The following is a 26,299-nucleotide window of genomic DNA, read 5'->3' on the forward strand; positions in this document are numbered from 1 at the left end:
CGACTTATGACGATCATAATCATCCTCATTACCGTCCTGATCTCCTGGCAGGCGTTCAATAATCCGGAACTGAAGAGCAAGCTGATGTTTCTGCCTTCCGCGATCAAGGACCGCGGGGAATACTACCGCTTCCTGACCCACGGTTTCGTGCACGGCGATTTTCAGCACTTGCTATTCAACATGTACGCGCTGTACATATTCGGACAAACCGCCGAATCGATCTTTTCCTCCTACCTCTTCGGCCCCACCTTCGGCAAGTTGGCGTATCTGGTATTTTACTGCGTAGCTATCGTGGCCGCCAGCGTACCGGATTACCTGCGGCACCAAGACAACCGGATGTACGCCAGTCTGGGCGCCTCCGGCGGCGTAGCGGCCATGCTTTGGCCTTACATCATGCTCGGCCCCTGGAACTGGTTTATTTTTCCGCCACTGCCCGCTATTCTTCTCGGTATCGGATACATTCTATATTCCCACTACGCCGATAAACAGGGGCGCGGCAACATCGGTCATAACGCTCACCTTTGGGGAGCAATTTTCGGCCTGGTGACGTATTCGGTTCTGCTGTTGAGTCTGCAACCCGAACTGATGCAGTATTTCCTGGAGCAACTGATGCAACCCAAGGGGCCGAACTTCTAGGAAGCTGGTAAAGCAGCCGGCTAGGTTGTACCTTTGCCGCCCTTTAGCAAATAAAACGTTTCATGGGACTCAAATGCGGCATCGTCGGCCTACCGAACGTGGGGAAGTCAACCCTCTTTAACGCCCTCACCTCGGCCAAGGCGCTGGCTGCCAACTACCCCTTCGCCACCAAGGATCCGAACCTGGGCGTGATTACCGTCCCGGACCCCCGCCTGGACAAACTCGAAGAACTCGTCAACCCCCAAAAGGTCATCCCGACTACGGTGGATATCGTCGACATTGCCGGCCTGATCAAGGGTGCCAGCAAGGGCGAAGGCCTGGGAAATCAGTTCCTGGGTAATATCCGCGAAACGGATGCCATTCTGCACGTCGTCCGCTGCTTTGAAGACGATAACGTCGTGCACGTCGACGGAAACGTGGATCCGGTGCGCGATAAGATGATTATCGACACCGAACTCATCCTCAAGGACATCGAGACGGTAGAAAAACGCGTGGAAAAGTTCCGGCGCACCGCGAAAAGCGGCGATAAGGAATCCAAACGTATCGTGGAAGTAGGTGAGGCCCTGCTTTCCCACCTGGAAAGTGAAAAGCCCGCCCGGAGCTTTGAAACGGACGAGGAAGGCCAGCAAGTAGTAGAAGAATTGTTGCTTCTCACGAGTAAACCAATTCTCTACGTCTGCAACGTCGATATAGACAGCATCGAAGACGGTAACGTCCACACCAAAGCCTTCCGGGAATCGGTAGCCGACGAAAACGCCGAGATCATCCTGATCTCCGCTGGTATTGAAGCCGATATCGCCGAATTGGAAACGAAACAGGAACGCGCCGAATTCATCGAGGAAATGGGGCTCACCGAGCCCGGTGTCAACAAGGTCATCCGCGCCAGCTACGAACTGCTGGATCTGGTCACCTACTTTACCGCCGGTGAAAAAGAAGTCCGCGCTTGGACCATCACCCGCGGCACCAAGGCACCCGGAGCCGCTGGCGTGATCCATTCCGATTTCGAAAAAGGCTTTATTCGTGCGGAAGTGATTCACTACGCCGATTTCGTTACCTACGGCAGCGAATCCGGTGCCCGCGATAATGGCAAGCTCAACGTCGAAGGCAAAGAATACGTAGTGCAGGACGGTGACGTGATGCACTTCCGCTTTAACGTATAAACGACCGGGTATTCCAGACCCTCGGAGGTCCTTGGGACACTCCGAGGTCTTGATATCCCTCACGAGGCTTACAGGACCTCGAAGTGTCGGCGTAAGCCACCTTCGAGTGTCCGGTTCGTATGTTCCAACCCAGAGCCTCGCCGGTCATTCGAATACTTCGAGGTCTTCAACTCCCTAGGGAAAGGCATAGGACCTCGGAGCGTCGGCGCTAGCCACCTCCGAGTGTCCGGTTCGTTCGTACCCATCCAGAGCCTCGCAGGTCCTTCGGACATTCCGAGGTCTTCGACTCCCTCGGGAAACGAATAGGACCTCGGAGCGTCGGCGTTTGCCACCTCCGTATGTCCGGTTGATAATCTCTTGTCCAGACCCTCGCAGGTCCTTCAAACACTCCGAGGTCTTAACATCCGTCGGGAGGCGTGTAGGACCTCGAAGTGTCGGCGCAATCCACCTTCGAGTGTCCGGTATCGAAACAGCCCTCCCTCGTAGCCACCGTGAACCCCCTTCCCCATCCACAGTTAGGTGAGCAAACTCAACGACCATGTCCAAGCAACTATATCTCACCGCTCAGTTCGAGCTTGACAACCCCGATGCATTTGCCTCCACTTTCGGCGAGCACTCTAAAGCGAGTCGCGCCAAGGAAGGCTGCCTCTTTTTCTACCTGATCCGCGATCGTGACAACCCGGCGCGTTTCGCTACGATGGAATGCTGGGATACCTACGCCCACTTCGAACAGCACGTAGCTGATGACGAGCATACCGAGTTCCAGTCCAAACTGAAGCCACACCTTAGGGGGAAGCCACAGGTGATGGAAGCTGATCTGGTGATGGGAATGGAGTGAGTAGTAGTCTTTTAGTTCTTTAGTCTTTTAGTCGGCTCGTTCTTTAGTCTTTTAGTTCTTTAGTCTTTTAGTCGGGTCGCTTTTCGGACTTTTAGCCGGTAGTCTTTTAGTCTTCCAGGTAGAGACTGTAAATAGAACGGAGTATCTGTCGTGTTTTCCTCCAGGTAGCTGTCACCACGGACATATCACCGATTATACGTAGAGAAACTACCCGACTAAAAGACTACCCGACTAAAGAACTACCCCACTAAAAGACTACCCGACTAAAGAACTAAAAGACTACCCGACTAAAAGACTAAAAACCCTACCTAGCCTTATTCACGATAGCATCCTGGTGATCGATGCTCTCCTGGTGGATAGCCCGGAGGTAACCTTCCATGAATTCCTCGCTCAGTCCGTGGTCCTTTCCCTGTTTGGTGGCTTCTTGGAGAACCTCCTCCCATCGACTTTCCTGAAGGACGGCGATGTTGCGCTCGGCCTTAAATTCGCCGATCTGGTCGGCAAGCTTCATCCGGCGACCGATCATGCCGATCAGGTCATTGTCGATCTCATCGATCTGGCGGCGAAGCTCGGTGAGGCGTTCCATTTCTACCTCGTCGGCGGTGGGCTTGCGGAGGCGGAGGTTCTTGATCAGTTCACCGAAGACGGCCGGGGTGATTTGCTGGGCGGCGTCCGACCAGGCCTCATCGGGCCGGGGGTGCACCTCGGTCATGAGTCCGTCGTAGTTGAGGTTCAGCGCCTCCTGGGCTACTTCGGCGAGCAGGTCGCGGCGTCCGCAGATGTGGCTGTTGTCGACGATCATCTGCAGATCGGGGAAGCGGCGCTTCATCTCGATGGCCATCTGCCAGCGCGGTACGTTGCGGTAGATGGTTTCGCCGTGGTAGCTGAAACCGCGGTGGATCAGTCCGATACGGGTGATGCCGGCTTTGTAGATCCGTTCTACGGCCCCGATCCAGAGTCCGAGATCCGGGTTGATGGGGTTCTTGATGAGCACGGGCACGTCGGCGCCGTTCAGGGCATCGGCGACTTCCTGTACGCTGAAGGGATTGACGGTAGTACGGGCACCGAGCCACAGCACGTCGATACCGGCCTTTAGGCAGTCGTAGACGTGGCTGGCATTCGCTACCTCAGTGGTTGTTTTCAGTCCGGTTTCTTCCTTGACCCTTTTGAGCCAGGAAAGGCCTTCCTTCCCTACCCCCTCGAAGCTGCCGGGGCGGGTGCGGGGCTTCCAGATGCCGGAGCGATAGAGGTCGACCTGACCGAGTTTGGCGAGATCGCGGGCGCACTGCATCACCTGGCCCTCGGTTTCGGCACTGCAGGGTCCGGCGATAACGACACCGCGACCGGGAGTGGGCTGGATTACTTTTCCGATATTCATTTCCATGGTCTTCTACTTTAGAATTTTTTCAATTTGATTGGCGCGACGGATGCGTTCGTAAAAGCCATCAAAGTCGCGTTTAATTAGTTGGGTGCGAAAACGGGAGAGCTGCTCGATGTGCTCGTCCAGTACGTCCAGTACGTGGTCGCGGTTCTGGCGGAAGATCGGCACCCACATATCCGGAGAGCTCTTCGCCAGACGAACCGTTGAGCTAAAGCCGGAGCTCGCGAGCTCGAAAATTCGCTGCTCGTCCTTTTCCTTTTCCAGTACCGTGAGGGCCAGGGCGAAGGAGGCAATGTGGGAAATGTGACTTACGTAGGCACAGTGCAGATCGTGGGCGTTCCGCTCGAGGTGGGTGAAGCGCATGCCGACGGTACCGAACACCTGCTTGGCGGTATCAACGGCATCCTGGTCGCTGTCTTCGGCATCGACGATGACGCAGGTTTTCCCTTCGAAAAGGTGGGGGATGGCTGCCTCCGGACCGCTGAATTCCGTACCGGCCATCGGGTGGCAGGCTACGAAGCGCCCCCGGTTGGGGTGGTCTACCACCGTGTCCAGTAGCGTTTGCTTCGTGGAGCCTACGTCCAGCACCGTCTGGTCCTTGCGTACCATGTCGAGCAAATCGGGCAGGAGGTCGAGCATGGCGTCCATGGGGGTAGCCAGGATAATCACATCGGCCAGCCGAATGCCGGCCTCCAGGGGGAGGTCGTCGTCGATCAGCCGGCGGCGAACGGCCTTATCGAGGTTGGCCTGACTGGCATCCATGCCGATGATCTGCTCGGCCAGCCCGCTTTCCTTCAGGCTGATGGCCAGGGAACCACCGATGAGTCCGATGCCGATAATTCCGATGATCATAATGAACGGGACTTTTGTTGCTCCTGCGCGCCGGCGCCCAAACGGTACAGGGCTTCCTGCAGTTGTTCCTCGGTGCTACAGAGACTGATCCGCACGTACGGCTTGCCGGCCCCGCCGAAGATTCCGCCCGGCGTAAGAAAGACGTCCTTGTCGTAAAGCGCCCGGTCACAGATACCGTAACCGTCCGTATCCGGAGGACACCTGGCCCATACAAACAGGCCCACCTGCTCGCGGCTGTAGGTGCAACCCAGTTGGTCCATAATGCGAAAAGCGACCTCCCTGCGGCTACGGTAGACGGCGTTGAGCTGGCGGTACCATTCGTCACCAAGCCCGAGCGCCACCACGGCGGCCTCCTGGACGGGCAGGAACATCCCGCTGTCCATATTCGACTTGAAGCGCAACACCGTCTGCAAGTAGGCCGCCGCCCCAGCCAGGGCTCCGACTCGCCAGCCCGCCATGTTCTGCGCTTTGCTCAGGCTGGACAACTCCAGAGCTACCTCCCGGGCGCCGGGTACGGACAGCAAGCTCTGCACCGTGTCGGTCAGGATGAAGGCGTACGGATTGTCGTTCACGAGCAAGATGCGGTTCCGGCGGGCGAATTGAACCAGCTCCCGGAAGAAATCCGGAGTGGCCATGGCACCGGTTGGCATGTGCGGGTAATTCACCCACATGATTTTAACCCGATCCAATCCTTCACTCTCCAGGCGATTCAGGTCTGGCAACCAACCGCTTGCCTCGTTTAAAGAGTAGCTCCGCACGGTACCCCCGGCCAGCTCGGTAGCGGAACGGTAGGTGGGGTAACCCGGATCGGGAACGAGCACTTCGTCGCCGGGATTGATAAAGGCCATGCTCACGTGCATGATACCTTCCTTACTGCCCATGAGCGGAAGCAACTCCTGTTCGGGATCGAGGGAAACGCCGAAGTAGCGATCGTACCAGCCGGCGAAGGCCCGGCGCAGCTCGGGGCGACCGGTATAGGGCTGATAGCCGTGGGAATCGGGGCGTTCGGCAGACCGGGTCAGCGCGCGCAGCACTTCGGGAGCGGGGGGCAGGTCGGGACTTCCGATTCCCAGGTTCAGGATATCCTTTCCCTGTCCGCGAAGCCTGGCGATCTCCCGCAGTTTGGTGCTGAAATAGTATTCCTCGGTGTCTCCCAGGCGATCGCTGACCGGAATGATGGGGGCAAAGGTGGTCGGGGTGGTCATAGTCAGGGTTTTTCTCCGGAGGGGTACACGCCCAGGATGCGCAGTTCTTTGGTGATCGGACGGATGCCGGCCAGGGCTTCGGCCAGGGTGATGTTGCCGTTGAGCATAAAATCGACGTAGAAGCGATACTGCCACGGGCGACCGACGATCGGCGTGCTCTGAATTTTGGTCAGGTTAATTTTGTAGGCGTCCAGTACCATCAACACCCGGGAGAGGCTTCCGGCCTCGTGGCTGGTGCTGAAGCTCATACTCACTTTGTCACCGCGGTCGCCGTCGGTATTCCGGCCGCGCTCCAGCACGAGAAAGCGGGTATGGTTCAGTTTATTGGTCTCGATACCGTGGGCCAGAATTTCCAGATCGTACAGGCTGGCGGCTATGCTGGCCGCTACCGCGCCGCGGGTACGAACCCCTTTCTCCTTTACGTGCAGGGCGCTCAGGGCGGTATCGGCCGACTCTACCAACTGAATTTTTGGCCACGCCTGGAAAAACTCCCGAACCTGCATGAGGGCGATCGGGTGGGAGTACACTTCCCGCAGCTCCTCGATCTTCACGCCCGGTAGGGCCATCAGATTCTGGCGGATACGGAGGTAAACCTCTCCGGTGATGCGCAGTGACGACCGTTGCAGGAGATCGTAATTGGACATAAGGCTGCCGGCGAGGGTATTCTCGATGGCCATGAGCGCTACGTCGCTTTCCCCCGCTTCCACCTGGCTGATGACTTCCGCGAAAGTGTGGCCGGGCACGGTCACAACCTCACGGTCCTGAAAGTGCATCCGGGCGGCAGCTTCGTGAAAAGCGCCGGCGTATCCCTGGATACTGACGCGGAGTTGTCGAAGGGCGGCAATTGGTGGCATAGGATGTTAGCAATAAAAAAAGCGGCTCCCTGGATGGGGGGGACCGCTTCTGCTGTGACTTTCGATTTCAAACGTTCAGCGTCCCCTACTCGCGTAGGCGGTAAAAGCTAAACCAGAAATAGGAAGTCGTTTTCGTCATTATGCCACAAACCTACGGCCTTGTTTTCGTACCACAAAATGTTGTTGTGGCAACGTCCTACAGAAAGATCTTCCTCAACCATCGGGTCGAAGACTGGTTACTTTATGACCCGGGCCGCGTTTTGACCCCCGGTGGCTAATTTTACTGCATGGATACTTTGATTACCGTCGGACAGCTGGTCCTGAGCCTTTCCATTTTGATCGTCTTGCACGAATTCGGCCACTTCCTGCCCGCCCGACTTTTCGGCACCCGCGTCGAAAAATTTTACCTCTTTTTCGATCCCGGCTTCAGTTTGTTCAAGAAACAGATCGGGGAAACCGAGTACGGTATTGGATGGCTACCCCTGGGCGGATACGTCAAGATCAGCGGGATGATCGACGAAAGCTTCGATACCGACCAAATGGACCAGGAGCCTCAGCCCTACGAGTTTCGCTCGAAGCCGGCCTGGCAACGGCTCATCATCATGCTCGGTGGCGTGACGGTCAATTTCATTCTCGGCTTTTTCATCTACGCCATGGTACTCTTTGCCTACGGGGAGGAGTACTTTCCCGCGGAGAACGTCACGGCCGGTATTGCCGTAGACAGCCTGGGGCAAGCAATCGGCCTGGAGAGCGGCGACCGGATTCTCTCCGTCGGCGACGCCCCCTTCGAGCGGTTCAATGACCGGATCGTGCTGCGGGAGATCGCCATTAATAACGCCCGCGATATCGAGGTGCTCCGAGACGACCGGCAGCTGACCGTCGACGTCGACCCCAAGTGGACCGACCTCCTTACCCGCTACGAGAACAAGAATAGCCGGCTGTTCACCATGCGTATCCCCCTGGTGGTTGGGGACGTAGTCGCGGGCGGCCCGGCGGACGAGGCCGGCCTGCGGAAGGAGGACCGCATCGTCAGTGTGAACGGCACCCCTACCCCGTACTTCGACCAGGTCACCGAAGTACTGATGGATAATAAAGGACAGACCGTTACCCTTGGCGTCGAAACAAAGGAAACCCAGCAAGTTCGGGAAGTACCCCTTACGCTAACCGAGGAGGGACGCATCGGCATCGGCGTGGCTCCACCGGAATATTTTTACGACACGGAACGGCAGGAATACGGATTCCTGGAGGCCATCCCCGCCGGCATTGACCAGGGCGTCAACTTCCTCGGCGACCAGTTCAAGGCCTTCGGGCAGATGTTTGCCGGAAACATAAAGGTGACCGAAAGCCTGGGAGGATTCGCGAGCATCGGAGGCATGTTCGGCAATGTCTGGGTGTGGGAGCGCTTCTGGTACATGACGGCATCGCTTTCGCTGATCCTCGCCTTCATGAACTTGCTGCCGATCCCTGCCCTCGACGGAGGTCACGTGATGTTCCTGCTCTACGAAGTCGTGACGGGGCGCAAGCCGAGCGATAAGTTTATGGAGCGCGCCACCATGGTCGGCTTCGTCATCGTGCTGGGACTGGTCGTGCTTGCCAACGGACTGGACATCTGGCGCTGGATCAACAGTTAAACCCTCTAATTCATTCGCTGCCGCGGAGCGATCGCTCTCGGTACAAGCCGCCCGCTAACCCCACTTCATGCCTAATTACTTCGAATTTTTCGGTCTGCGCCCTTCCCCCCGGGTTGACCTCGCCGAACTGAAAAAATCATTTTATGCTAACAGTAAACGGTTCCATCCCGATTTTCATACCCTCGAGGACGAAGCTATCCAACGGGAAGTGCTGGAAAAGAGTACGCTAAACAACGAGGCCTATAAGATTCTCGCCGATGACGACCAGCGCCTGCGCCACCTGTTGGAACTGCACGGTGCGCTGGGCGAGGAAGGAAAGAACGAAGTGCCCCAGGAGTTCCTCATGGAAATCATGGACGTCAACGAAGCGCTGATGGAGTTGGAATTCGAAGACGACCCCGCCGTCCGGCTCAAGGTCGAAGGGCTCATCGACCAGTTAGAAGGCGATCTGGATCGGAAAGTGGGCCCCCTTATGGCGGGGTATGATAATGACAGGGTTTCCGAAGCCGATCTGCGGTTGCTCGCGGATTACTACCTCAAACGGCGGTACCTGATGCGACTGCGCGAAAAAATATAATCATGCTTATCCTGCTATCGCCGGCCAAAACGCTGGACTTATCCGAAGTGGAGGCCCCGACTACGGCGCCCCGATTTCTGGAAGATACGAACGCGTTAGTTGACATTCTGAAGAAGAAATCCGAAGCGGAACTGATGGACCTGATGTCGATCAGCGAAAAGCTCGCCTCCCTCAACCACGATCGGTTCCAGCGTCACCAGCGGGAAGCAATCGGCAAACCGGCGCTGCTGGCCTTTAAGGGAGATGTGTACCAAGATCTGCAGGCCGCTGACTTTACCCAACGGGAACTTGATTTCGCCAACCGGCAGATCAGGATGTTATCGGGACTGTACGGACTTCTTCGCCCCCGGGATGTGATGCAGCCCTATCGTCTGGAAATGGGAACCAGTCTGGAAACCGACCGGGGGGCTAACCTCTACGACTTCTGGGGCGATAAAATCACCGACCTGCTCAATCAGGATCTGGACGAAGACGGCACCGGGCTCGTGTTGAACCTCGCCAGCAAAGAGTACACCAAAAGCCTGAACTTCGGCAAGCTCCGGGGACGGGTATTAAACGTGCAGTTCAAGGAAAGAAGGAACGGTAAACTCCGCTTCATCACTTTCAACGGAAAACGCGCCCGGGGCATGATGGCGCGGTTAATCACCCTGGAAGGGATTCGAGAAGCGGAACCGCTCAAGGACCTGGTAGTCAATGATTACATCTACTCCCCGGAACACAGCACGGAGGACGATTGGATGTACGTAAAAGATTAATCCGCGATCTCCTCCCAGTACCCCAGCAGCTGTTGGGCACGTTGGGCGGTCGTATGGCTTGACAATACCCGTTCGCGGGCCGCGGTCCCTACTTTCCGCCGGGTAGCTTCGTCGGTACCGTAAAGAATATCCAGTACATCCTGCTCGTCATTGACGCAAAAAAGCTCGCGGTCCACCTCGAAGAATTCATCCACCCCGTCCCAGTTTTCGGTAAGTACCGGCACGCCGCAGGCAGCCGCGGCCAGCATCTGTCGGGGCGGGGTATAGCCGTATTCGCGTCGATCGCTTTTCCCGAGGATGAGGGTACAGGCTTGTCGGTTGTAAAAATCTACCCGATTGGTTTCGGGGAGGTGTTCCAAATAGGTCAGGTTTTGCGGCCAGATGGAGGCGAAGGGGTAGCCGTCTCCCGCCAGGGCAAACTGCCGGTTCGGCGTGATACGCGCCGGCTCGAGCAAAAGCGTTTCCAGGAGGTACTGCCGCTCGGGCTTGAAGGTGCCGATAAAACCGAGATCGTAGTTGACCTCAATGTCCATCCGGTAAAAGGAGAACGGATCGATGCTCTCGTAGAGGGGGCGTACGCAGGATACGCCGTAGTCGGCCGACAATCGCTGAAGGGCCGGGCCACCGGTGGTCGACAAATAGAGGTTAAACGACTGAATGGTATGGTGGCTGAGCCGGGAAGTATCCCGGATGTGGTTTCCCGAATCCAGGTGTCGCAAGGTCTGGCACAGGTCGGTATCGTAGTAAATCTTGATTCCCCGGGCCTCCTCCGCGATCCAGGCGGCAATGCGGTCGCACTCTTGCAATCCGCTTCCGAGAAGGACGAGGTCGGCCGAAGCGATCACCGGCAGGTATTCGCTGAGCAAAGTATCCACGTCGTCGTAGGTCCATACCTCGCAGTAGGGCGACCGGAGCATGTCGCGGGGGGCTTTACGGCCGCGCTCCCGGGGCTCCAGGTAGGTGGTGCGGTGGCCATGGTGCGCCAATTCATTGATCAGCCCCCGGTAGAGTTCCGCGCCGGGGTTAGCAACGCTGCTGAGGATGGAGCGACCGATAATGACCAGGTCCAATGTCTGATTGGCGAAATTCACGGGAACAAGGTACGCAGTGGCGGCCGTTGGTCAACCAGCAGACCGTTACGAAAAGCTTAAATCCCGTCGTTTGCGCGACGCGGCCCGGTATTATCCAGCAATCCCGCGGAAAGCCCACGTAACGGCATCGGAAATGTTTTTCCCGTAGTACCGGTTCCTCTACCGGACGTGGTAATCGGCCGCGGATCAGGCGTACGCTAACCCGCAACCGCTAGTGCTTCCCCTACGGAAGGTAGCCGGCCAGCCAGCCGAGGGAAAAGCAAAACCAGAAAAGAGATCCGAGTAACAAAAGGTGGCGCTTGCGCAGGGTGATCGGGGTGTTCATTTTAGGTGGTTTATTACCCTAAATTTCCTATTCAATCCGGTTACATACCAGGACGATACAGCGGGTTACGTTCCGATCCCGGAGGCCTAATTTCGCACTCCCAAGGTTGGTAAATCACTGATTTATAGGTCTTTGAATGATTATATGCCGCCTAACCACGTTCGTCGGGTTTTTAGGGATTTGCGTCGACCATTTTTGGGCTGGGGTGGGCCCGGGCCTAGTTTAGACGAATAAACCATTACCCCATGAATGTCTGTGCACGCTACCTGATCTACCTCGTCGACTGCCTCGTTATGCTCTTCGTCATCGGATTGCAGTTTCTGGTGTTCCGGGGCGAATTACCCTTTGACTACGATTCCGAAAGCTGGCTGAGGATCCTCCTCGACGGAGGCAACGTCGGCCTGGTCACCCTGCTCGGCGGAACGCTGTATTGGTCCATCGTCGATTATCACGATGAACTGAAGGAGCTCCGCCGGTCCACGATTATCTCTAGCGAAACGGGTGAGGAGCCGGAAATGGCTACCCGGGTCGTACGCTCCGGCCTCAAGGCTTTTACGCTCTTCACCTTTCCGGTACTGCTGGTTTTTGCCCTGTTTAGCGAAAATCATCGCTTTCTACACGATTACGTGGCCAAGACGGAACGGGTCAAGCTCAACGGTTAACTGATTTAGCGAAGCACCCGCGCGCCGGCGCCTAAACGGAAGGCTCGATGTAAAAATCCAGGGCGCTAAAACGGACGGTTCCTCCTACCGGCAACGTACACATATCCTTGATGTGGCCGATCGGTAGTCCGTAGGCAACCGGAATACCCAAGTCTCCGAGTCGGTCGGTCAGCGTCTCCCGCAGCGTCAGGGATCGGTCGCCGGCGTCGGCCTCGCAATCGTGGAAAAGGCCGAGCATAATTCCGGCGCAGCGTTGCAGTTGCCAGGCCTGCCGTAGTTGGGTGAGCATCCGGTCGACGCGATACGGCTTCTCCCCTACTTCCTCAATGAATAATACCTTCCCCTCCAGGTCGGGCACGGCTTTCGTTCCCACCATGGCGGCCAGTAAACTCAGATTGCCGCCCCACAGGCTTCCGGTGGCGATGCCGGGGTGAATAATGTACTGTTCCGTGGCGCCATCCGGCAGTTCGATGCGCTGCCACGCCTCCCCTTCGAGCAGGGCATTGCGCATGTGACGCTCGGTGTAAGGCGTGAATTCCGAGCTTCCTACCGGACCGTGGTAGGTGACCAATCCGGTTTGGTTGGTAATGGCATTGAGCAGCGCGGTGATGTCGCTATAGCCGATCAGGATCTTGGGATTACGGCGGATCAGGTCGTAGTTAAGTGCGGGCAGCAGGCGGGCGCTGCCGTACCCTCCCCGGGCGCACCAGACGGCCTTGACATCCCGGTCGGCGAACATCGCGTGCAGGTCGTCCAGCCGTTCGCGGTCGCTGCCGGCAAGGAATCCGTGCTCCGACCGCAGGTAGCGGCCGGGTTTCACGGTGAGCCCAAGTCCTTCGATTTGCTGGTAAGCCCGTTGCAGGGAGTCATCGTCAATAAAGCTGGCGGGGGTGATCAGGCCGACGGTGTCTCCCCGCTTCAGGCGGGCAGGCAGGAGGGGGCGCCGGGGCGCGGGTGCGGCGGAAGTCGTAAACGGTAAGGCCAATCCGGTGGCCAGGGCGGCGGTGAATCTTCTACGGTCCATGTCCGTGAAGATACCCAAACAAAGACGCCCCCCGTGGGATACGGGGGGCGTTGTAAATGGGACTACAAAATGTAATCTAGTGCGTCTTGGTGTGGACTTAGAGGCCGTAGCTGATACCGAGGGAGAATTCACGGCCGCGCTCGTAGCTACTGAAGAGATACTCCTTTCCCTTAAAGTCGCTGAAGGTTTCGTACTTGGGATTAAGTACGTTACGGGCGCGAGCACTGAACGTGATGTTATTGATCTTCTTGGTGAGATTAATGTCCAGGCTGCTGCGGCCCCTTTCGAATATATCGCTGGCGCCTACCGCACCGATACTCGTGAGCCGGTCGGCGAAATAATTGAAGCTTACAAAGGCATCCCAACCGCTTTCCTGGGTGGCGTACCCGAGGTTCGCATTAACGATCCATGGCGATTGCCCGTTGAACGGGCGCGTTTGTGGAAAATCAGGATCGATGTCCAAGGCATCCCGGTATTCCTTGTCGTCGATGTCTTGCACGGACTCAATGTAACTCAGGTTGGAACTGAAGGTGAAATTCGTGAACGAACTGCCGATGAAAGCCAGGCTCTTACGGAACTCCAATTCCAAACCGTACAGACTGGCCGATTCGGAATTGGTCCAGGTAAATTGCTGTTCGCCGGCGTTGCGGAAGGTAGTGACGATCGGGTCCCGGAATCGCTTGTAAAAGGCACTGATGGCGATAACTTCTCCCGCATTCGGAAAGATCTCGTACCGAAGATCGTAATTATCGATGCTGGTCACGGACAAGTCCGGATTGCCGAAAACCGGCGGCTCACCGATAAAGCCGAAGCTACCGAAAGGCGCTACCTCCCGCATATTGGGTCGGGCGATGGTCTGACTGAAACTGGCACGGATATTCTGGCCGTCACGCAGTTTGTACACGAGATTCAGAGCCGGAAGCAGGGCCAGTGTATCAATGTGGGCTTCGTAGTCCTCGGGGTTTAGAGAGAGAGCTGCCAGATCGCTAACGATATCGATCTTGGTACCCTCGAGGCGAAGTCCGCCAATTACCTTAAACTTGGGGGATACTTCGTAGGTAACCATTCCGTATCCGGCATAGATATCGTAGGAACCTACGTAGCTATTGGATAATTGTGTGTTGTCGGTAATGTACAGTCCGACAGTATTCCGGCCGGGCTCTCCACCGATGACCCCGATGTTGTCATCACCGAAATAAATACCGGGATCTCCGTTGGCCTCGCCAAAGCTGAGTCCGCTACGGTTCTCGTAAACGTAGGACGTCTCATTGAAATCACGGTCCTTCGTATTGTAGAGGCCGCCAAATTTAATGGCGTTTCCACGGCTTTTTGCCTGGAGGAACGGTATCGTGATATCCACTTTACCCTGGTAGCTATCGTCCGACAAGTCCCGGTAAAAGTGACTGGGCAGAATCAGCTGGGCGGGGTTAATCTGGGGAAAGCCGCCATTCACGGTGTACGCAAGGAAGCGAAGATCGGGCTCGTTCTGCTCGGAATCAACGTAATTACCCGCCCATTCGATCTTGGTATTTCCTAGGCCTTTGATGACGTGCTGTCCTTCGACAACGTAATTACGTAGGTCCCGGCTCAGGAAGGAGTTGGTTTGGGAAGCGAAGTAGTTGTCTTCCGTACCTCCGAGTCCGAAGTCGTTGTTGGCTCCGACCAGCGAACGCCCTTCGATAAAAGCCTGGTGGCTATAGATGCCGTAAAGATTGATCGTACTGGCTGATGAGGGGCGGAAGCTCAGACCAAGCATCCCGCCGATTTTTGGAGCTTCGACACTTTGGTTGTCGCGTAGGTTGAATTCTTCCTGCAGGTCGGCCCCGGTCATGGGGTTGATGTAGTTCGCCCGAACACCGTTGGTATACTGGCTGTAATCCCGACTGTAACTCAGGCTGGCAAAGGCCCCGACCGGCATGTTACCCAGATTGAACTGGTTACCGATATTGGCACTGATGCTGTAATCCAACGGCGTATTCATTTGCTGCAAACCGAAGCCGTTGGTGAACGAACGGGCGGTTTGGTCGAGGAGAGCGGCGGTTGCATCATCTCCTCCAGCGCGTCGAGCGCTACTACTGGCCAGGATATCCAGCTCAGCAATGCGTGGGTCGTCTAGAATAGCCGGCCGATCCAGGGTACCGTCATTGTACCCTAATCCCGCGCGGTCACCGGCGTTGAAAGTCAGAAAGTCATCGCGGAGGTTTGACTGCGCATTATAGGCCGTGGATACACTAACGCCGAACGTAAAGCGCTCCGGCAGGGCCTTCAATTTTATATTTACGCTTCCACCGGTAAAGTCACCGGGTAGATCGGGAGTGAAAGTTTTGTTGGCAACGATGTTGTCCAGCAGGTTCGTCGGGATCAGGTCAAGTTGCGCGCTGTTCCGGTACGGATCGATACTGGGTAAGCGGAGACCGTTCAGCGTCGTCGCCGAATACCGATCCCCCAAGCCGCGCACGTAAACGTATTTCCCGTCGACTACCGTGGTGCCCGTAACTTTTGTGAGGGCGGCTGCGGCGGTACCGGCTCCAAGACGCTGAATTTCCTGGCTCGAAATGATGTCCTGAACCTTATCGCTGTTTTCACGAAGCTTCAGTACGGCGACTTCGCCTCGCTCCAGCGCTTGGGCGGTTACGGTGACATCGAGCGCAAGTTCTACGCCAGTATCCTCACCGAAGGTGATATCAAGGATGGTGGTTTCGTTGGGAAGGACGGTGACATCCTCCAGAATTTGTTCGCCGAAGCCTACGTAAGAGGCAACGAGCGTGTAGGTACCGGCGTCCACTTGGAATTGGTACTTACCTTCAATAAAATCCGTCTGTGCACCCTGTGAGGTACCTTGAATAACGACGTTGGCGCCCAACATGGGAAAGCCGTCGGGATCATAAACCGTTCCCGCGATAGCCCCCTTTTGTGCTACCATTTGGAGGCTGCTCAAGAGAAGGACCGTGCCGAATAGCATTCGGTAAAGCATACTGATTAAATTGAAATTTGCACTAGAAAATCGGGATGGCGATTCCAGCTAAGGGAACCGCCATCCCATATAAGTAGTCTTTCGCGGAGATTACCGCTTCACGCTCAGCTTCTGTACCAGACGGCTACCGGCTACGTCCATAATGACGAAGTAAGTTCCGTTGGCTAAATGGCTGACGTTAAAGGTCTCCGACTGTTCGCCTGCCGTGTAGAAGGCAGTGCGCCGGAAGATCGGCCGACCCAGCAGGTCGATGATCGTCATGGTAGCGTCCTGAGCTCTGTTCATTTCGAATTCCATGCGCACGGAGGCATTCGCGGGGTTTGGCACCGGAGCGCTAAGGCTGAAGGTGGCCGCGGAAACGGACCCTACGCCAGTCACTTCCCCATAAGCATTTGCCTGGTCGAGAGCCGTCCATCCGGCTAGCCATGCCATATTATCCGAACCGTTTCCGGGAGCGAAAGCACCGTAGTAGCCGACCGAGTCAAGCACCGTGGTGTCGGGTGCCGGAGCACCGGTCGCGGCGGCGCCGAACAAGTTCGGACGGAGGTCAAACATCTCACCGTCTTCGCTACGATCGTCGCTGTTGAATTCGGGATCCGCAATGACATTGCCATTCTCAGCAAAGTTGGTGACCACCTGGGCGGAGGATGTCGTGTTGATCATCTCATCACTACCCACAGCGAGGAAGATCGCTTCGGCAGTTCCCTGGGCATCACCCTCCCCGCGGCCGAAGCCATAGAAATAATTGTTCTTGAGTACCAAGTCACCGGCCAGGAGGCGGCCATAGCTGTCCACATCGGTATCGGGAAGATCTTCAATACCGATCGCGGCACCGTTGAAGTCGTAGAATATGGAGTTCTGGTAAGTTCCACCGGCGTTATCGCGAAAGATCACGGCGAAAGGAATGTTGGCTATTGCATCACCGGTGCCCGTTGAAGTGCCTTCTTCACCAATACCTACGTAGGTAGCGTTGGCAATATTCGGCTTACTAAAAGGAGCAAACCCGTCGGGGGAGGCGCCATCGTGTTCGCCGGCCCGGCCCGTATCGTCTCCGTTGGCTTGCAGGCTAAACCAGTACTGTCCGGTTCCACGCCATCCAAAATCGTAGTCGAAGCTATCATCACCACAGAAGGCTACCGCAGCGTGTTTTATGGAAACAGTGCCGCCGAAGAATTCAATGCCGTCATCCTGATTGGCAAAGACTTCTATATAGTCGATCGTTGTTCCCGAGCCTACCCCACCAAGGGTGAGCCCGTTAATTTCATTGTTGTTGGAAAGGATACTTCCGCCATGCCGAATGGAGACGTAAGTCAGGGTTCCCGAGCTTTCATCATTGACCGGGTTATCACCTCCTCCGTACTGTGCACGGGGCTCGTCGGCATCGATGCCTTCTATTCCGACTTGGCCCCCGGTGGTGGCGATTTCGGCATTGCCCAGAATGATCAAGCCTCCCCAAAGCCCCTTATCGTCCAGATAGCTGAGGTCATCGGCTACCTCGAGATCATCATCTTCAGCGGTAAAGATGATTGGAGCTTCCTGGGTACCGGCAGCTTTAATGGAAGCGCCTCGGGTGATAATCAGCGCGCTGGTCCGGTCGCCCGTGGTCGGGGTTTCCATGCCGCGGATGACCGTACCGGGCTCGATGTTCAGTACACCCTCCTCCTCAAGGTACACCAGACCATCGAGCATGTATACGTTGTCGCTTGTCCAGTTGTAGGTAGTCGCTCCCACCAACGATAGATCGTTAATGGTGACTACATTATCCTGAGCCTGGGCGGAACCGAAGCCCAAGACAAGGAGAAAAATGAAGGTAAATCTTGCGTTCATAAAGAGGTGGTTGATTTTCTTGCTTGCGTTTTAAGACGCTGCAAAGGTCCTACCTGGCTATGAACTGAGGATATGTATCAGGTTAAGTTATTGTAAAGGGAACAATAAGCTTCCTTACCCCGCTTCGAGTAGTTCCAGGGCCCGTTTCAGGGCTTTGGCGTTATCGGTCACCATTTCGTCGGCGTTCGTCACCTTGTCCGTTAAGCCAATTAAATAACAGCCCGCCGCTTTGGCCGCTACCCCACCGGGGCCGCTGTCTTCTATGGCAATACACTCAGAGGCCGGAAGGCCTAATTTCTCCGCCGCCAGTAAGTAGATGTCCGGCTCCGGTTTCATGTGCTCGACGTCGGTGGCCGTGACGCTAATGGATGTGAAGCGGTCCAGCCGGGTGGAAGCTATCATGAGGTCGGCATCCGAACGGCCGCTGTTGGTCGCGATAGCCAGTGGGAAGCGGGCGGCGATCTTCTCGAGCAACTCGGGTACTCCCGCGAAAACGGATCCTTCCCTGCGCACTGCCGCCTGAAAGCGGGCCTGCTTTTCATCAATCAGTTCCGCCACGGTCATTTCCCAGTCGTGTTCCTCAATCACGGAAGCGGCCACTACGGTATCGCTAGTCCCGATCCACTGTTCGAACCAGTGGGTGTCATATTGGACACCATAATCTTCCGAAAGCAGGGTGAGCCAGGCGGTACAGTGCAGGGGTTCCGAATCCGCCAGCGTACCGTCGAGGTCACACAAAAGTCCTTTTAACATAAGTCAGTATTAATGCCTGCGGGAATCGCCGGTCCACCCCTAACGGTTCAATCCGCGGGAAGTCGATGACCCCGGTGGAATAGTCACGGAAAAATGACGGGAGAAGCGATGAAAAGCCGGATTAGCGGAGAATGACCCGTTTAACGACGGTAACGGCCCGGTCGATAGCGGTGTGGGCGTCGATGATTTGCTCACTCACTTGCCGCATCTCCTGTAGTTTTCCTTCTTCGTGTAGTTTGATGGTCCGTCCCGCCAAAAAGCCGGAACAGGCCGCGCTCACAATGAAGAGCAGTAAAACAACAGTTAGTAAGGTGAACTTGGGACGAGTCATTAGACCACTAATATAGGCATTTCGACGCACCCGTGCTACGGTCTGACCGGTAATCACCCTTTTTTTCGACGAAACGATCCGCTCCGTCGACGACGAAAGACGTTTAGGGTCCCTTATCAACCATTGCTGCGGATTTACCCGCTGCTGCCACCGGATAGAAGCAGCTTACCCCACTGGCTGGTTTTGATTATTAGAAGTCTTTCATCACGTTCACCAGCGTCTCCACGCCTTCGTAGGGCATGGAGTTATAGATGCTGGCCCGGAAGCCACCGACGCTGCGGTGTCCCTTAACGCCGTCGCATCCGGCTTCGGTAGCCTCCTTCTGAAAGCGCTCGGTATCCGCTTCGTCGGTACATACGAAGGTGACGTTCATCAGGCTGCGGCTTTCTTTGTCCGATACGGTGCCTTTGAATTTCGGATTCCGGTCGATCTCGTCGTAAAGCAACTTCGCTTTTTTCTCGTTGTGCTTCTCCATGGCCTCGAGTCCACCCTGTTCCTTGATCCAACGCAGCGTCAGCATCATCACGTAGATGGGGTAAACGGGCGGGGTATTGTAGGTGCTGGCCCCCTTGATGTGGACGCGGTAGTCCAGCATCGAAGGCAGAGCCCGTTCGACGGTACCGAGCAGGTCCTTTTTCACGATCACCAGGGTTACGCCGGCGGGGCCGAGGTTTTTCTGAGCGCCGGCGTAGATAATGCCAAATTTTTCCAGCGGGATCCGGCGCGAAAAAATGTCCGATGACATGTCCGCTACCAGGGGCGTGGAGGTCTCCGGCCACTCGTGAATCTGAGTACCGAAGATGGTGTTGTTACTGGTAACGTGCAGGTACTTCAGTCCCTCGGGGATCGTATACGACCGGGGAATGTGGTCGTAGTTGCTCTCCTTGCTGCTGGCGAGTACGTTGACTTTACCAAAGAGTTTGGTTTCCTTGATCGCCTTGGCCGACCAGGCCCCGGTGTCGAGAAACCCGGCGGTCTCTTCTGGGTTCAGCAGGTTCATGGCCGTGTAGAAAAATTGGGTGCTGGCTCCACCGCTGAGAAAAAGGACGGCGTACTCCTCCCCTACCCCCATGAGCTCCCGGACCAGACTCTCCGTTTCGAGGAGTACCTGAGAGAAAGCCTTCGACCGGTGGCTGATTTCCAGGATGGAAAGGCCGCTGTTGTTCAGATCCCGTACGGCATCGGCGGCCTCTTCGAGAACGCTGGCGGGAAGAATGGCCGGTCCGGCACTAAAATTAATCTTTTTCATGGATGCGGTTTTGCGGGGGCGAAAATATGTTCCTTTAGCACGGAATTCATAGAATTGTTCGGGTGTTTTACGGTTTAACCGGCCGCTCCATTTCCCGGTGAAGGGGTGGGCGCCGCGCGCGGGAGCAACGAAACTTCCATTACTCGCCCGATCGGTACCCGTCAACATCCGGCGCCTTTGCATCCTTATAGAGACTATAAACCTTGCCTTCCACATGGACCGAATTTTTACGCCATTGATCGCCTGCTTCGCCCTAGCCTTCTTTCTAGTCGGCTGCTCTCCGAAGACCGCAGGCCCCGCCGTTAGCGAAACCCCGCAAACCACCACCAAGCAGCCTTCCACCGCCGATCGGTCCGCCACTGCCGACGAAACGCTTAGCGACTGCCCGAAATTCAGCGACGCCCCCAACCCGGATGCCGCGGAAACGAATTACGTCATCTACCGCAACGCGCTTAAAGCGAGGGAAATGGAGCGGGCCATGGAAACCTGGCGCAAGGTATACGCCGTCAGCCCCGCTGCGGATGGTCGCCGCCCCACGGTGTACACCGACGGCGTGGAATTCTATAACTACCTCATCCAGGAGAACCCCGATCAGCGGGAAGTATACGGTGATTCCATCCTCATGCTGTACGAGCAGGCCCGGCAATGCTACCCATCGGACGGCTATATGGCTGCCATTCAGGGTTTCGATAGCTACTACACCTACGCCGGCAGTGCTACCGATGAGGAGATTTACTCCCTCTTCCGGGAAAGCATCGAAATGGACGGCCCCGAGAAACTCCAGTACTTTGTCATCAACCCCATGTCTCGCTTGGTTGTCGATCAGCACGAGAGCGACAACATCGACGACGCCGAAGCCAAAGAGGTGGTAACCGCCCTGAAAGCACGACTGGCGAAAGGTCTGGAGGAGTGCCAGGGCGCCGATTGTGATGCCTGGAACGCCATCGAGGCGTATGCCCCCAGCAGCCTCCAGTACTTCGAAACCGTAAAGGGGTTTTACGATTGCCAGTACTATATCGATGAATACTATCCCGACTTCGAGGCCAATCCCGAGGAGTGTGACGCCATCACGACCGCCTACGGCCGGATGCGGTGGGCCGACTGTGCCGAGGACCTGCCGGAATACCAGAAAGTAAAGGCCGCCTACGAAGCTAACTGCCAGGTAGTCGCCACCACCTCCGGAGGGGGAAGCACGATCCGTCAAGCCTATGAGGCCCTGCGGAATAACAATTCCTCGGAGGCCGTGCGCCTCTTCGAGCAGGCTGCTCAGGAAACCGAAGACAACGAACGGAAGAGCCTCGCCCTACTTACCGCCGCCAAGATCTACTACCGGGACTTGCGCAATTTTAGCCAGTCCCGCGCCTACGCCCGCCGGGCCGCCGATGCCGACCCCAGCAATGGCGAACCCTATATGCTGATCGGAACCCTGTACGCGAGTAGTGGCCCCCTCTGCGGTCCGGGTACCGGATTCGACAGCCAGGTGGTCGTCTGGCCGGCAATCGATATGTGGCAGCGCGCCAAATCGGTCGACCCTTCGGTAGCCGCAAAGGCCAATCAATTGATCGGGCGCTACACCCAGTATATGCCCTCCCGCGCCGACGTTTTTCAACGCGGAATTGAAATCGGCTCCACGTATCAGGTGGGTTGCTGGATCCAGGAATCCACGCGGGTTCGGACGCCCTGATTTATTTCGTCAAGCAATCGGGAAAAGCTACAATATTCCGGTCTGCAGAATCTTTCTATATTTGTCGCAAGTCGATTGACGACTCGGAAAGAAACATATACGTAAGTGAAGAAAGGGCTACAAGTTCCAAAAGGACAGCTACTCTCGGTAGTGATTGCATTGGTAGTAAGTATCGCGTTGGGAAGCACCATTATCGGTGGTCTCGTCGCCGCCAGTCCCCCGCCTCCGAAAACCAGTAAGCAACCGCTGCTCAAACCCTTCCCCATCATCGAGCCTACGGTGCGCTACGGCGTTGCCCTGGATACCTTCTCGGTGGATATGGATACCATCCAGTACGGACAGACCCTTAGCGATATCCTACTCGCTACGGGGATGCAGCCCGTGAGCGCACTCGCCGCATCCAACAAGTTCAACGAGATGCTCGACGTGCGGAATCTTCGCGCCGGGCTCACTTACCAGTTGCTCGACGACCCGGATACCGAGGGCCCCGACTACCTGATTTACTCCCCTAGCGTATACCGTTACCTTAAACTGGACTTACAGGGGGCGGGACAGGACGAATACGTCGACCTACCCATCCGTATCGAAGAAGGACTGGCCGCGGGAAAGATCGAAAGCTCCCTCTGGAACGCGATGGTCGACTCCGGCCACAGCTTCGCCCTGACCGATAAGATGGAGGACGCCCTGCAATGGTCGGTCGACTTTTACCACGTGCAAAAGGGAGATGCCTTCCAACTGGTCTACGAGCAGGAATACGTGGCGGGCACCGAGGCCGGATTCGGTCGCGTCAAGGCCGCCCGCTACAGCACTGGCGGTAAGGATATTTACGCTTTCTACTTCGTAAGCCAGGACAGCAGCCAGCAGGGCTACTTCGGACTGGACGGACAGCCCATGAAATCCCTGTTCCTCAAGGCCCCCGTCCGCTACAGCCGCATCAGCAGCCGTTACAATCTCACACGGTTTCACCCCGTCCAGCGCCGGGTGAAGCCCCACCTCGGCACCGATTACGCCGCGCCCTACGGAACCCCGATCGTGGCAGTGGCCGATGGAACTATCAGCAAGTCGGGCCGTACCGGCGGCAACGGTATCTACGTCAAAATTCGCCACGACAAACGGTACGCCACCCAATACCTCCACATGCAGAAACGGGCTCCCGGCATGGTCGTTGGTAAGCGCGTCAGCCAGGGTGATGTAATTGGGTACGTCGGTTCCACCGGGTTGGCTACCGGACCACATGTCTGTTTCCGCTTCTGGGACAATGGCCGTCAGGTGGATCACACCCGCATGGACTTCCAGGATGCCGAGCCGATGCCGGATGAATACCTGCCGGAATTTTTCGAGCTGCGGGATACCTACCTCGCTCAGCTCAACAGCGTCGGCGAACCAGTAGAGGCGCCGGTACCGCCCGTCTCAAAGTAGCAGATCCAGGTCGATGTGTTCCTCGATCAACTCCACCGCCCGCCGGATTTTCCAGGGTGTTTTCAAGTTGATCTTCACCTCCATTTGACTGATCCGTACCGCGGCCCCGTAGGTGTCCAGTGAGCAGGCCACTACCGGAATATTATGCGCGGTCAGAAACTCGCTGTGTGGAAGGTCGGCTTCTTCGTCCGATAATCCGGTCACTACCACTCCGGAGATCGTCGTGCCCGGGAGCGAACGGTCTTGTAGGATGCTTTGTAGGGCAGACAGGGCTTCGTTGAGTCGGCGATGACTTACGATAACCAGCAGGTTTTTCAGATTTTCCACTTCTTCCTGGGCGAGTAAGCTTCCGCTGGCGATGTTTTCCACCTGGTTGTCGAGTCCTTCCCGGTTAAGCAGGGTGCGCCCCTTTATACTGTGCCGAACGGATGCCATGATCGGGTTGGCGAGCACCTTTTCGAAAGGCAAAACGCCGAGCAGTGGGATCCCCTTTTTTTCCAGGTACATGCCGACGTACTTCCGCACCTTTTCCAGCTTGGCCGGCCGCGTCTTGTTGACAATGACGCCCCGCACGGGTACGCGGCGCTCTCTGAACATCGCGAGGTTCATATTCAGCCGGTCGATGGTGCTGCCGATCCCCCCTTCCACGATCATCACTACCGGCGCGTTCAGTAACTGAGCGACCTGGGCATTGCTGACGTCACACACACTTCCCACCCCCGGGTGGCCGGTGCCTTCGTAAATCACGAATTCGTTCCGCGCCTGCAGCTTTCGACTGGCCTTGGTGATGGCGGTCCGGAAATCGAAATCGGCAGGATGATCCAGGTACCTGGCGGTTACCCCTCTACCGATTATGACGGGACTGTGCAATTCCGCCTTAAGATCAAATTCCATTCCGCGGGCGAATAGCAAGGCATCCTTGTCTACCTGGAGTCCTCCCATCTCTACCCACTCCTGCCCTACCGGCTTACAGTAGCTTACCCGCTTTCCGCGCTGCTGGATGGCCGCCATAAGCCCGAGGGTGCAGGTGGTCTTGCCGACGTGTTGGGAAGTGGCGGCTATATAAAGGCGATCGATACTCACGGCGCTGGTTTAGGGTTAAGTCGCGAAGTTACGCTGCCCCACGCCGGGTTACCTGCTATTCCAGGTAAACCGAACCACTACCCGAATACCTTACCCGATAGCCGAATTCCGTTTGCCACTCCGAACCCGAAGACAAAACGGTTCTCCACTCAACCTGACCGGTTTGGGGATCGTAGTTTGCTCCCGCCGGTAGTTCCGTCTCCACGTCAATAGTTCCCTCGGCGGAGACGGGCACCTGATCGATAATCGTGAGATCGACGGGCATCCTCTTAGTGTTGCGGACGGCGACCTCCCAACCGCGCCAAACAACCCGCTTTCCACCGAGTAAGCCTACCTCGCGACTGTAGCGCTCGGCCGCCGTACGATGAATCACGACTGCGGGGTCGGGTCCCAGGGAAAACACCAGGCTGTCGGCGGTTTGGGTCGCGTCCAGTTGGGAGGTGCCCAGGTAGGTACCCGCTACGAAGAGCTGCACTTCACCGGACAACAAGTCATATTGCTCCCAGTCTCGCACGATGGCAGACAGGAAAACCCGCTCGTCTACCTTGGGGACCGCGAAATGGCGGTAAGTAGCGGGTACGTCGAAGTCCTGTATACTGACCAAACGGGCGGCTTCACCGGACACGATCGTATACGGAAGGTCGATTTGAAACTGAAGATTCGTGGCTTGCCGCTCGACGGTGATGGGCAGTTGGGGGGGTACGGGCTTATCAGGAAGGTTACTAGTGCCCGATGCAGGTTCGGATAGACCGTTACGGCGGCCGCCGTAACCGGCTACGACTACCTCCTCCAGCGAATTTTGCGCCTCGTCCAAGGTGATGGTGAGATACGAATCGGTGACGGGTACCATACGATCCGTATATCCGAGATAGGTGACCCGAAGCAAATCCGCGCCGGAAGGCAACTGCAAGGTGAAACGGCCATCGATATCGGTAACCGTTCCCAAGTCAGTTCCCGCAACGATCACGGTAGCTCCAACTAACGCGCTTCCGTAGCGATCGCTTACAACACCGTGAATCCGTCGGGCCTGGGTGACCGTAAAGCCGGGATCCGGAGCGTGGTAAACCGGTGGATGTAGATTTGTCGCCAACCGCCAGGTCTTCAGTTCGGGGATTTGCGCTGTTCGCCCCGGGTCGCTGGTCGATAGCCTCAGGCGGACTTCCCGCCAGTCTTCTCCCGTTCGCTGATGCACCCGGGCGCGGTAGCCTAGTTGGAGGGTTCGATCGAGCTCGGTGAGGCGTAAATCGTAGGCCGGTTCCCACCCCGCCTCGGCTACGAGGTAGGTGAAGCGGATGCTATCCGTTATTCCCGACCGCGCATCGACCTCCACGACGATCTCGCTGGTTGCCGACGGGACAGAATCAAGGGTTAGTTCGGACAAGCGTTGGGCGAGTAATTTCTGGCGGTCAGCCACCAGCCGCAGACTATCCATCAGTTCCAGCCGCTCCATCCGAATGGTGGTAATTCGTTCCCGGTGGTAGCGAACGCCGGCCTCCAGTTCCGCCGCCCCCACGCCCGTGTTATCACCGCTCAGCTTGCGGTTAGCCTGCAGAATGGCCTCTTCCTCTTCTCCGATACCAATTCGGGTACGCAGCGCTCGCTCGCGGGAAGCCAACGTCTCCCGCTCCGCGGTCAAGGGTAGGGCTTCGTGTGCGAGAGCGGGTGCATCGGCGAAGTGCAAGCGATGGCGTACGCCGAGGATTAACAACGATTCGTTCGCCACGGCCACCTGGATGCTTTTTTCCACCAGGGATTCCGTAATGCCGGTGAGTACGATGGTCTGACGGCCGGGTGCCAGGTTCAGGGGGGCGGACCGACTGACCTGGGCTCCCTCGCGGTAGACGGTAACCTCGTCAATGGTGGATGCCAGTCGCACGTCCGCCTGGCCGAGGACTGAAAAAGAAAGGGCGAAAAAGGAGCAAAGTAAAAGTGAAAGTGTAGGGTGCATGCCGGGGTCGTTTCTTCCTGGATGCAGCTCCGGTTTTGAT

At 56.7% G+C, this 26,299-nt stretch carries 22 protein-coding genes; 9 read left to right on the forward strand and 13 right to left on the reverse strand.

Features of this window, described 5'->3' with window-relative positions:
* Positions 1-6: 6 nt before the first annotated feature.
* The 3 genes from CLV84_RS20175 to CLV84_RS20185 all read left to right on the forward strand — a co-directional run bounded on the left by CLV84_RS20175 (position 7) and on the right by CLV84_RS20185 (position 2,634).
* On the forward strand, positions 7-636 hold the full coding sequence (locus CLV84_RS20175; RefSeq protein ID WP_104421653.1) for a rhomboid family intramembrane serine protease: 630 nt from the start codon (positions 7-9) through the stop codon (positions 634-636).
* Positions 637-698: 62 nt separating this feature from the next.
* Complete coding sequence (gene ychF / locus CLV84_RS20180; protein WP_104421654.1) at positions 699-1,796, forward strand: redox-regulated ATPase YchF; 1,098 nt, start codon at positions 699-701, stop codon at positions 1,794-1,796.
* A gap of 538 nt (positions 1,797-2,334) precedes the next feature.
* On the forward strand, positions 2,335-2,634 hold the full coding sequence (locus CLV84_RS20185; RefSeq protein WP_104421655.1) for a putative quinol monooxygenase: 300 nt from the start codon (positions 2,335-2,337) through the stop codon (positions 2,632-2,634).
* Positions 2,635-2,938: 304 nt separating this feature from the next.
* Here the strand turns inward: CLV84_RS20185 and CLV84_RS20190 are convergent, their stop codons facing one another.
* From CLV84_RS20190 to CLV84_RS20205, 4 genes are read right to left on the reverse strand one after another with little or no spacing between them, the layout of a single operon-like run.
* The gene (locus tag CLV84_RS20190; protein ID WP_104421656.1) at positions 2,939-4,018 is read right to left on the reverse strand and encodes a chorismate mutase; all 1,080 of its coding nucleotides are present in this window, start codon (positions 4,016-4,018) and stop codon (positions 2,939-2,941) included.
* A gap of 6 nt (positions 4,019-4,024) precedes the next feature.
* Positions 4,025-4,867, reverse strand: coding sequence for a prephenate dehydrogenase (locus CLV84_RS20195; protein WP_104421657.1), 843 nt, complete (start codon positions 4,865-4,867; stop codon positions 4,025-4,027).
* On the reverse strand, positions 4,864-6,072 hold the full coding sequence (locus CLV84_RS20200; RefSeq protein WP_104421658.1) for a pyridoxal phosphate-dependent aminotransferase: 1,209 nt from the start codon (positions 6,070-6,072) through the stop codon (positions 4,864-4,866). The genes CLV84_RS20195 and CLV84_RS20200 overlap by 4 nt, the downstream gene beginning before the upstream one ends.
* 2 nt (positions 6,073-6,074) lie before the next feature.
* Positions 6,075-6,926: a prephenate dehydratase gene (locus CLV84_RS20205; protein WP_104421659.1), complete on the reverse strand. Its 852-nt coding sequence runs from the start codon at positions 6,924-6,926 to the stop codon at positions 6,075-6,077.
* Between the two features lie 287 nt (positions 6,927-7,213).
* Here CLV84_RS20205 and rseP point away from each other — a divergent pair, with 287 nt between their 5' ends.
* The 3 genes from rseP (at position 7,214) to yaaA (ending at position 9,889) form a co-directional block, all read left to right on the forward strand.
* Positions 7,214-8,557, forward strand: a complete 1,344-nt coding sequence (gene rseP / locus CLV84_RS20210) for an RIP metalloprotease RseP (protein WP_104421660.1) — start codon at positions 7,214-7,216, stop codon at positions 8,555-8,557.
* Between the two features lie 67 nt (positions 8,558-8,624).
* Positions 8,625-9,134, forward strand: coding sequence for an iron-sulfur cluster co-chaperone HscB C-terminal domain-containing protein (locus CLV84_RS20215; protein ID WP_104421661.1), 510 nt, complete (start codon positions 8,625-8,627; stop codon positions 9,132-9,134).
* Between the two features lie 2 nt (positions 9,135-9,136).
* The gene (gene yaaA, locus CLV84_RS20220) at positions 9,137-9,889 is read left to right on the forward strand and encodes a peroxide stress protein YaaA (RefSeq protein ID WP_104421662.1); all 753 of its coding nucleotides are present in this window, start codon (positions 9,137-9,139) and stop codon (positions 9,887-9,889) included.
* Here yaaA and CLV84_RS20225 read toward each other — a convergent pair.
* Positions 9,886-10,980 carry a CgeB family protein gene (locus CLV84_RS20225; protein WP_104421663.1) on the reverse strand — a complete coding sequence of 365 codons (1,095 nt, stop codon included), beginning with the start codon at positions 10,978-10,980 and terminating at the stop codon, positions 9,886-9,888. The two genes, yaaA and CLV84_RS20225, sit on opposite strands and share 4 nt — an antisense overlap.
* A gap of 570 nt (positions 10,981-11,550) precedes the next feature.
* On the opposite strand from CLV84_RS20225, the gene CLV84_RS20230 reads away from it, so the two are divergent.
* Complete coding sequence (locus tag CLV84_RS20230) at positions 11,551-11,967, forward strand: RDD family protein (protein ID WP_104421664.1); 417 nt, start codon at positions 11,551-11,553, stop codon at positions 11,965-11,967.
* A 31-nt stretch (positions 11,968-11,998) separates the two neighbouring features.
* Here CLV84_RS20230 and CLV84_RS20235 read toward each other — a convergent pair whose 3' ends face one another.
* The 6 genes from CLV84_RS20235 to serC all read right to left on the reverse strand — a co-directional run bounded on the left by CLV84_RS20235 (position 11,999) and on the right by serC (position 20,125).
* On the reverse strand, positions 11,999-12,991 hold the full coding sequence (locus CLV84_RS20235) for a S66 peptidase family protein (protein ID WP_104421665.1): 993 nt from the start codon (positions 12,989-12,991) through the stop codon (positions 11,999-12,001).
* Between the two features lie 97 nt (positions 12,992-13,088).
* Entirely contained in the window at positions 13,089-15,965 is a 2,877-nt protein-coding gene (locus CLV84_RS20240; protein ID WP_245911569.1) for a TonB-dependent receptor, read from the reverse strand.
* Between the two features lie 90 nt (positions 15,966-16,055).
* Positions 16,056-17,792: a T9SS type A sorting domain-containing protein gene (locus CLV84_RS20245; RefSeq protein WP_104421666.1), complete on the reverse strand. Its 1,737-nt coding sequence runs from the start codon at positions 17,790-17,792 to the stop codon at positions 16,056-16,058.
* 114 nt (positions 17,793-17,906) lie between these two features.
* Positions 17,907-18,545 (reverse strand): HAD family hydrolase, encoded by a 639-nt coding sequence (locus CLV84_RS20250; protein WP_104421667.1) that lies wholly within the window; start codon positions 18,543-18,545, stop codon positions 17,907-17,909.
* Between the two features lie 121 nt (positions 18,546-18,666).
* Entirely contained in the window at positions 18,667-18,876 is a 210-nt protein-coding gene (locus CLV84_RS20255; RefSeq protein ID WP_104421668.1) for a hypothetical protein, read from the reverse strand.
* 190 nt (positions 18,877-19,066) lie between these two features.
* On the reverse strand, positions 19,067-20,125 hold the full coding sequence (gene serC / locus CLV84_RS20260; RefSeq protein WP_104421669.1) for a 3-phosphoserine/phosphohydroxythreonine transaminase: 1,059 nt from the start codon (positions 20,123-20,125) through the stop codon (positions 19,067-19,069).
* Positions 20,126-20,339: 214 nt separating this feature from the next.
* Here serC and CLV84_RS20265 point away from each other — a divergent pair, with 214 nt between their 5' ends.
* Positions 20,340-21,809 carry a hypothetical protein gene (locus CLV84_RS20265; protein ID WP_104421670.1) on the forward strand — a complete coding sequence of 490 codons (1,470 nt, stop codon included), beginning with the start codon at positions 20,340-20,342 and terminating at the stop codon, positions 21,807-21,809.
* A gap of 150 nt (positions 21,810-21,959) precedes the next feature.
* Complete coding sequence (locus CLV84_RS20270; protein WP_146088886.1) at positions 21,960-23,228, forward strand: peptidoglycan DD-metalloendopeptidase family protein; 1,269 nt, start codon at positions 21,960-21,962, stop codon at positions 23,226-23,228.
* On the opposite strand, the gene CLV84_RS20275 is transcribed toward CLV84_RS20270, so the two are convergent.
* A complete protein-coding gene (locus CLV84_RS20275) occupies positions 23,220-24,311 on the reverse strand; it encodes an AAA family ATPase (RefSeq protein ID WP_245911570.1) in 1,092 nt (363 codons plus the stop codon). The genes CLV84_RS20270 and CLV84_RS20275 overlap by 9 nt on opposite strands.
* A 55-nt stretch (positions 24,312-24,366) precedes the next feature.
* The gene (locus tag CLV84_RS20280; RefSeq protein ID WP_104421672.1) at positions 24,367-26,259 is read right to left on the reverse strand and encodes a DUF4139 domain-containing protein; all 1,893 of its coding nucleotides are present in this window, start codon (positions 26,257-26,259) and stop codon (positions 24,367-24,369) included.
* Between the last annotated feature and the right edge of the window lie 40 nt (positions 26,260-26,299).

It is taken from the genome of Neolewinella xylanilytica, from assembly GCF_002934605.1.
GTDB lineage: Bacteria > Bacteroidota > Bacteroidia > Chitinophagales > Saprospiraceae > Neolewinella > Neolewinella xylanilytica.

Coding starts and splice junctions, on each gene's coding strand:
- CLV84_RS20185 (WP_104421655.1), top strand. CDS start 2,335: ATGTCCAAGCAACTATATCTCACCGCTCAGTTCGAGCTTGACAACCCC.
- serC (WP_104421669.1), bottom strand. CDS start 20,125: ATGAAAAAGATTAATTTTAGTGCCGGACCGGCCATTCTTCCCGCCAGC.
- rseP (WP_104421660.1), top strand. CDS start 7,214: ATGGATACTTTGATTACCGTCGGACAGCTGGTCCTGAGCCTTTCCATT.
- yaaA (WP_104421662.1), top strand. CDS start 9,137: ATGCTTATCCTGCTATCGCCGGCCAAAACGCTGGACTTATCCGAAGTG.
- CLV84_RS20265 (WP_104421670.1), top strand. CDS start 20,340: ATGGACCGAATTTTTACGCCATTGATCGCCTGCTTCGCCCTAGCCTTC.
- CLV84_RS20200 (WP_104421658.1), bottom strand. CDS start 6,072: ATGACCACCCCGACCACCTTTGCCCCCATCATTCCGGTCAGCGATCGC.
- CLV84_RS20235 (WP_104421665.1), bottom strand. CDS start 12,991: ATGGACCGTAGAAGATTCACCGCCGCCCTGGCCACCGGATTGGCCTTA.
- CLV84_RS20195 (WP_104421657.1), bottom strand. CDS start 4,867: ATGATCATCGGAATTATCGGCATCGGACTCATCGGTGGTTCCCTGGCC.
- CLV84_RS20280 (WP_104421672.1), bottom strand. CDS start 26,259: ATGCACCCTACACTTTCACTTTTACTTTGCTCCTTTTTCGCCCTTTCT.
- CLV84_RS20250 (WP_104421667.1), bottom strand. CDS start 18,545: ATGTTAAAAGGACTTTTGTGTGACCTCGACGGTACGCTGGCGGATTCG.
- CLV84_RS20215 (WP_104421661.1), top strand. CDS start 8,625: ATGCCTAATTACTTCGAATTTTTCGGTCTGCGCCCTTCCCCCCGGGTT.
- ychF (WP_104421654.1), top strand. CDS start 699: ATGGGACTCAAATGCGGCATCGTCGGCCTACCGAACGTGGGGAAGTCA.
- CLV84_RS20230 (WP_104421664.1), top strand. CDS start 11,551: ATGAATGTCTGTGCACGCTACCTGATCTACCTCGTCGACTGCCTCGTT.
- CLV84_RS20175 (WP_104421653.1), top strand. CDS start 7: ATGACGATCATAATCATCCTCATTACCGTCCTGATCTCCTGGCAGGCG.
- CLV84_RS20240 (WP_245911569.1), bottom strand. CDS start 15,965: ATGCTTTACCGAATGCTATTCGGCACGGTCCTTCTCTTGAGCAGCCTC.
- CLV84_RS20245 (WP_104421666.1), bottom strand. CDS start 17,792: ATGAACGCAAGATTTACCTTCATTTTTCTCCTTGTCTTGGGCTTCGGT.
- CLV84_RS20255 (WP_104421668.1), bottom strand. CDS start 18,876: ATGACTCGTCCCAAGTTCACCTTACTAACTGTTGTTTTACTGCTCTTC.
- CLV84_RS20205 (WP_104421659.1), bottom strand. CDS start 6,926: ATGCCACCAATTGCCGCCCTTCGACAACTCCGCGTCAGTATCCAGGGA.
- CLV84_RS20190 (WP_104421656.1), bottom strand. CDS start 4,018: ATGGAAATGAATATCGGAAAAGTAATCCAGCCCACTCCCGGTCGCGGT.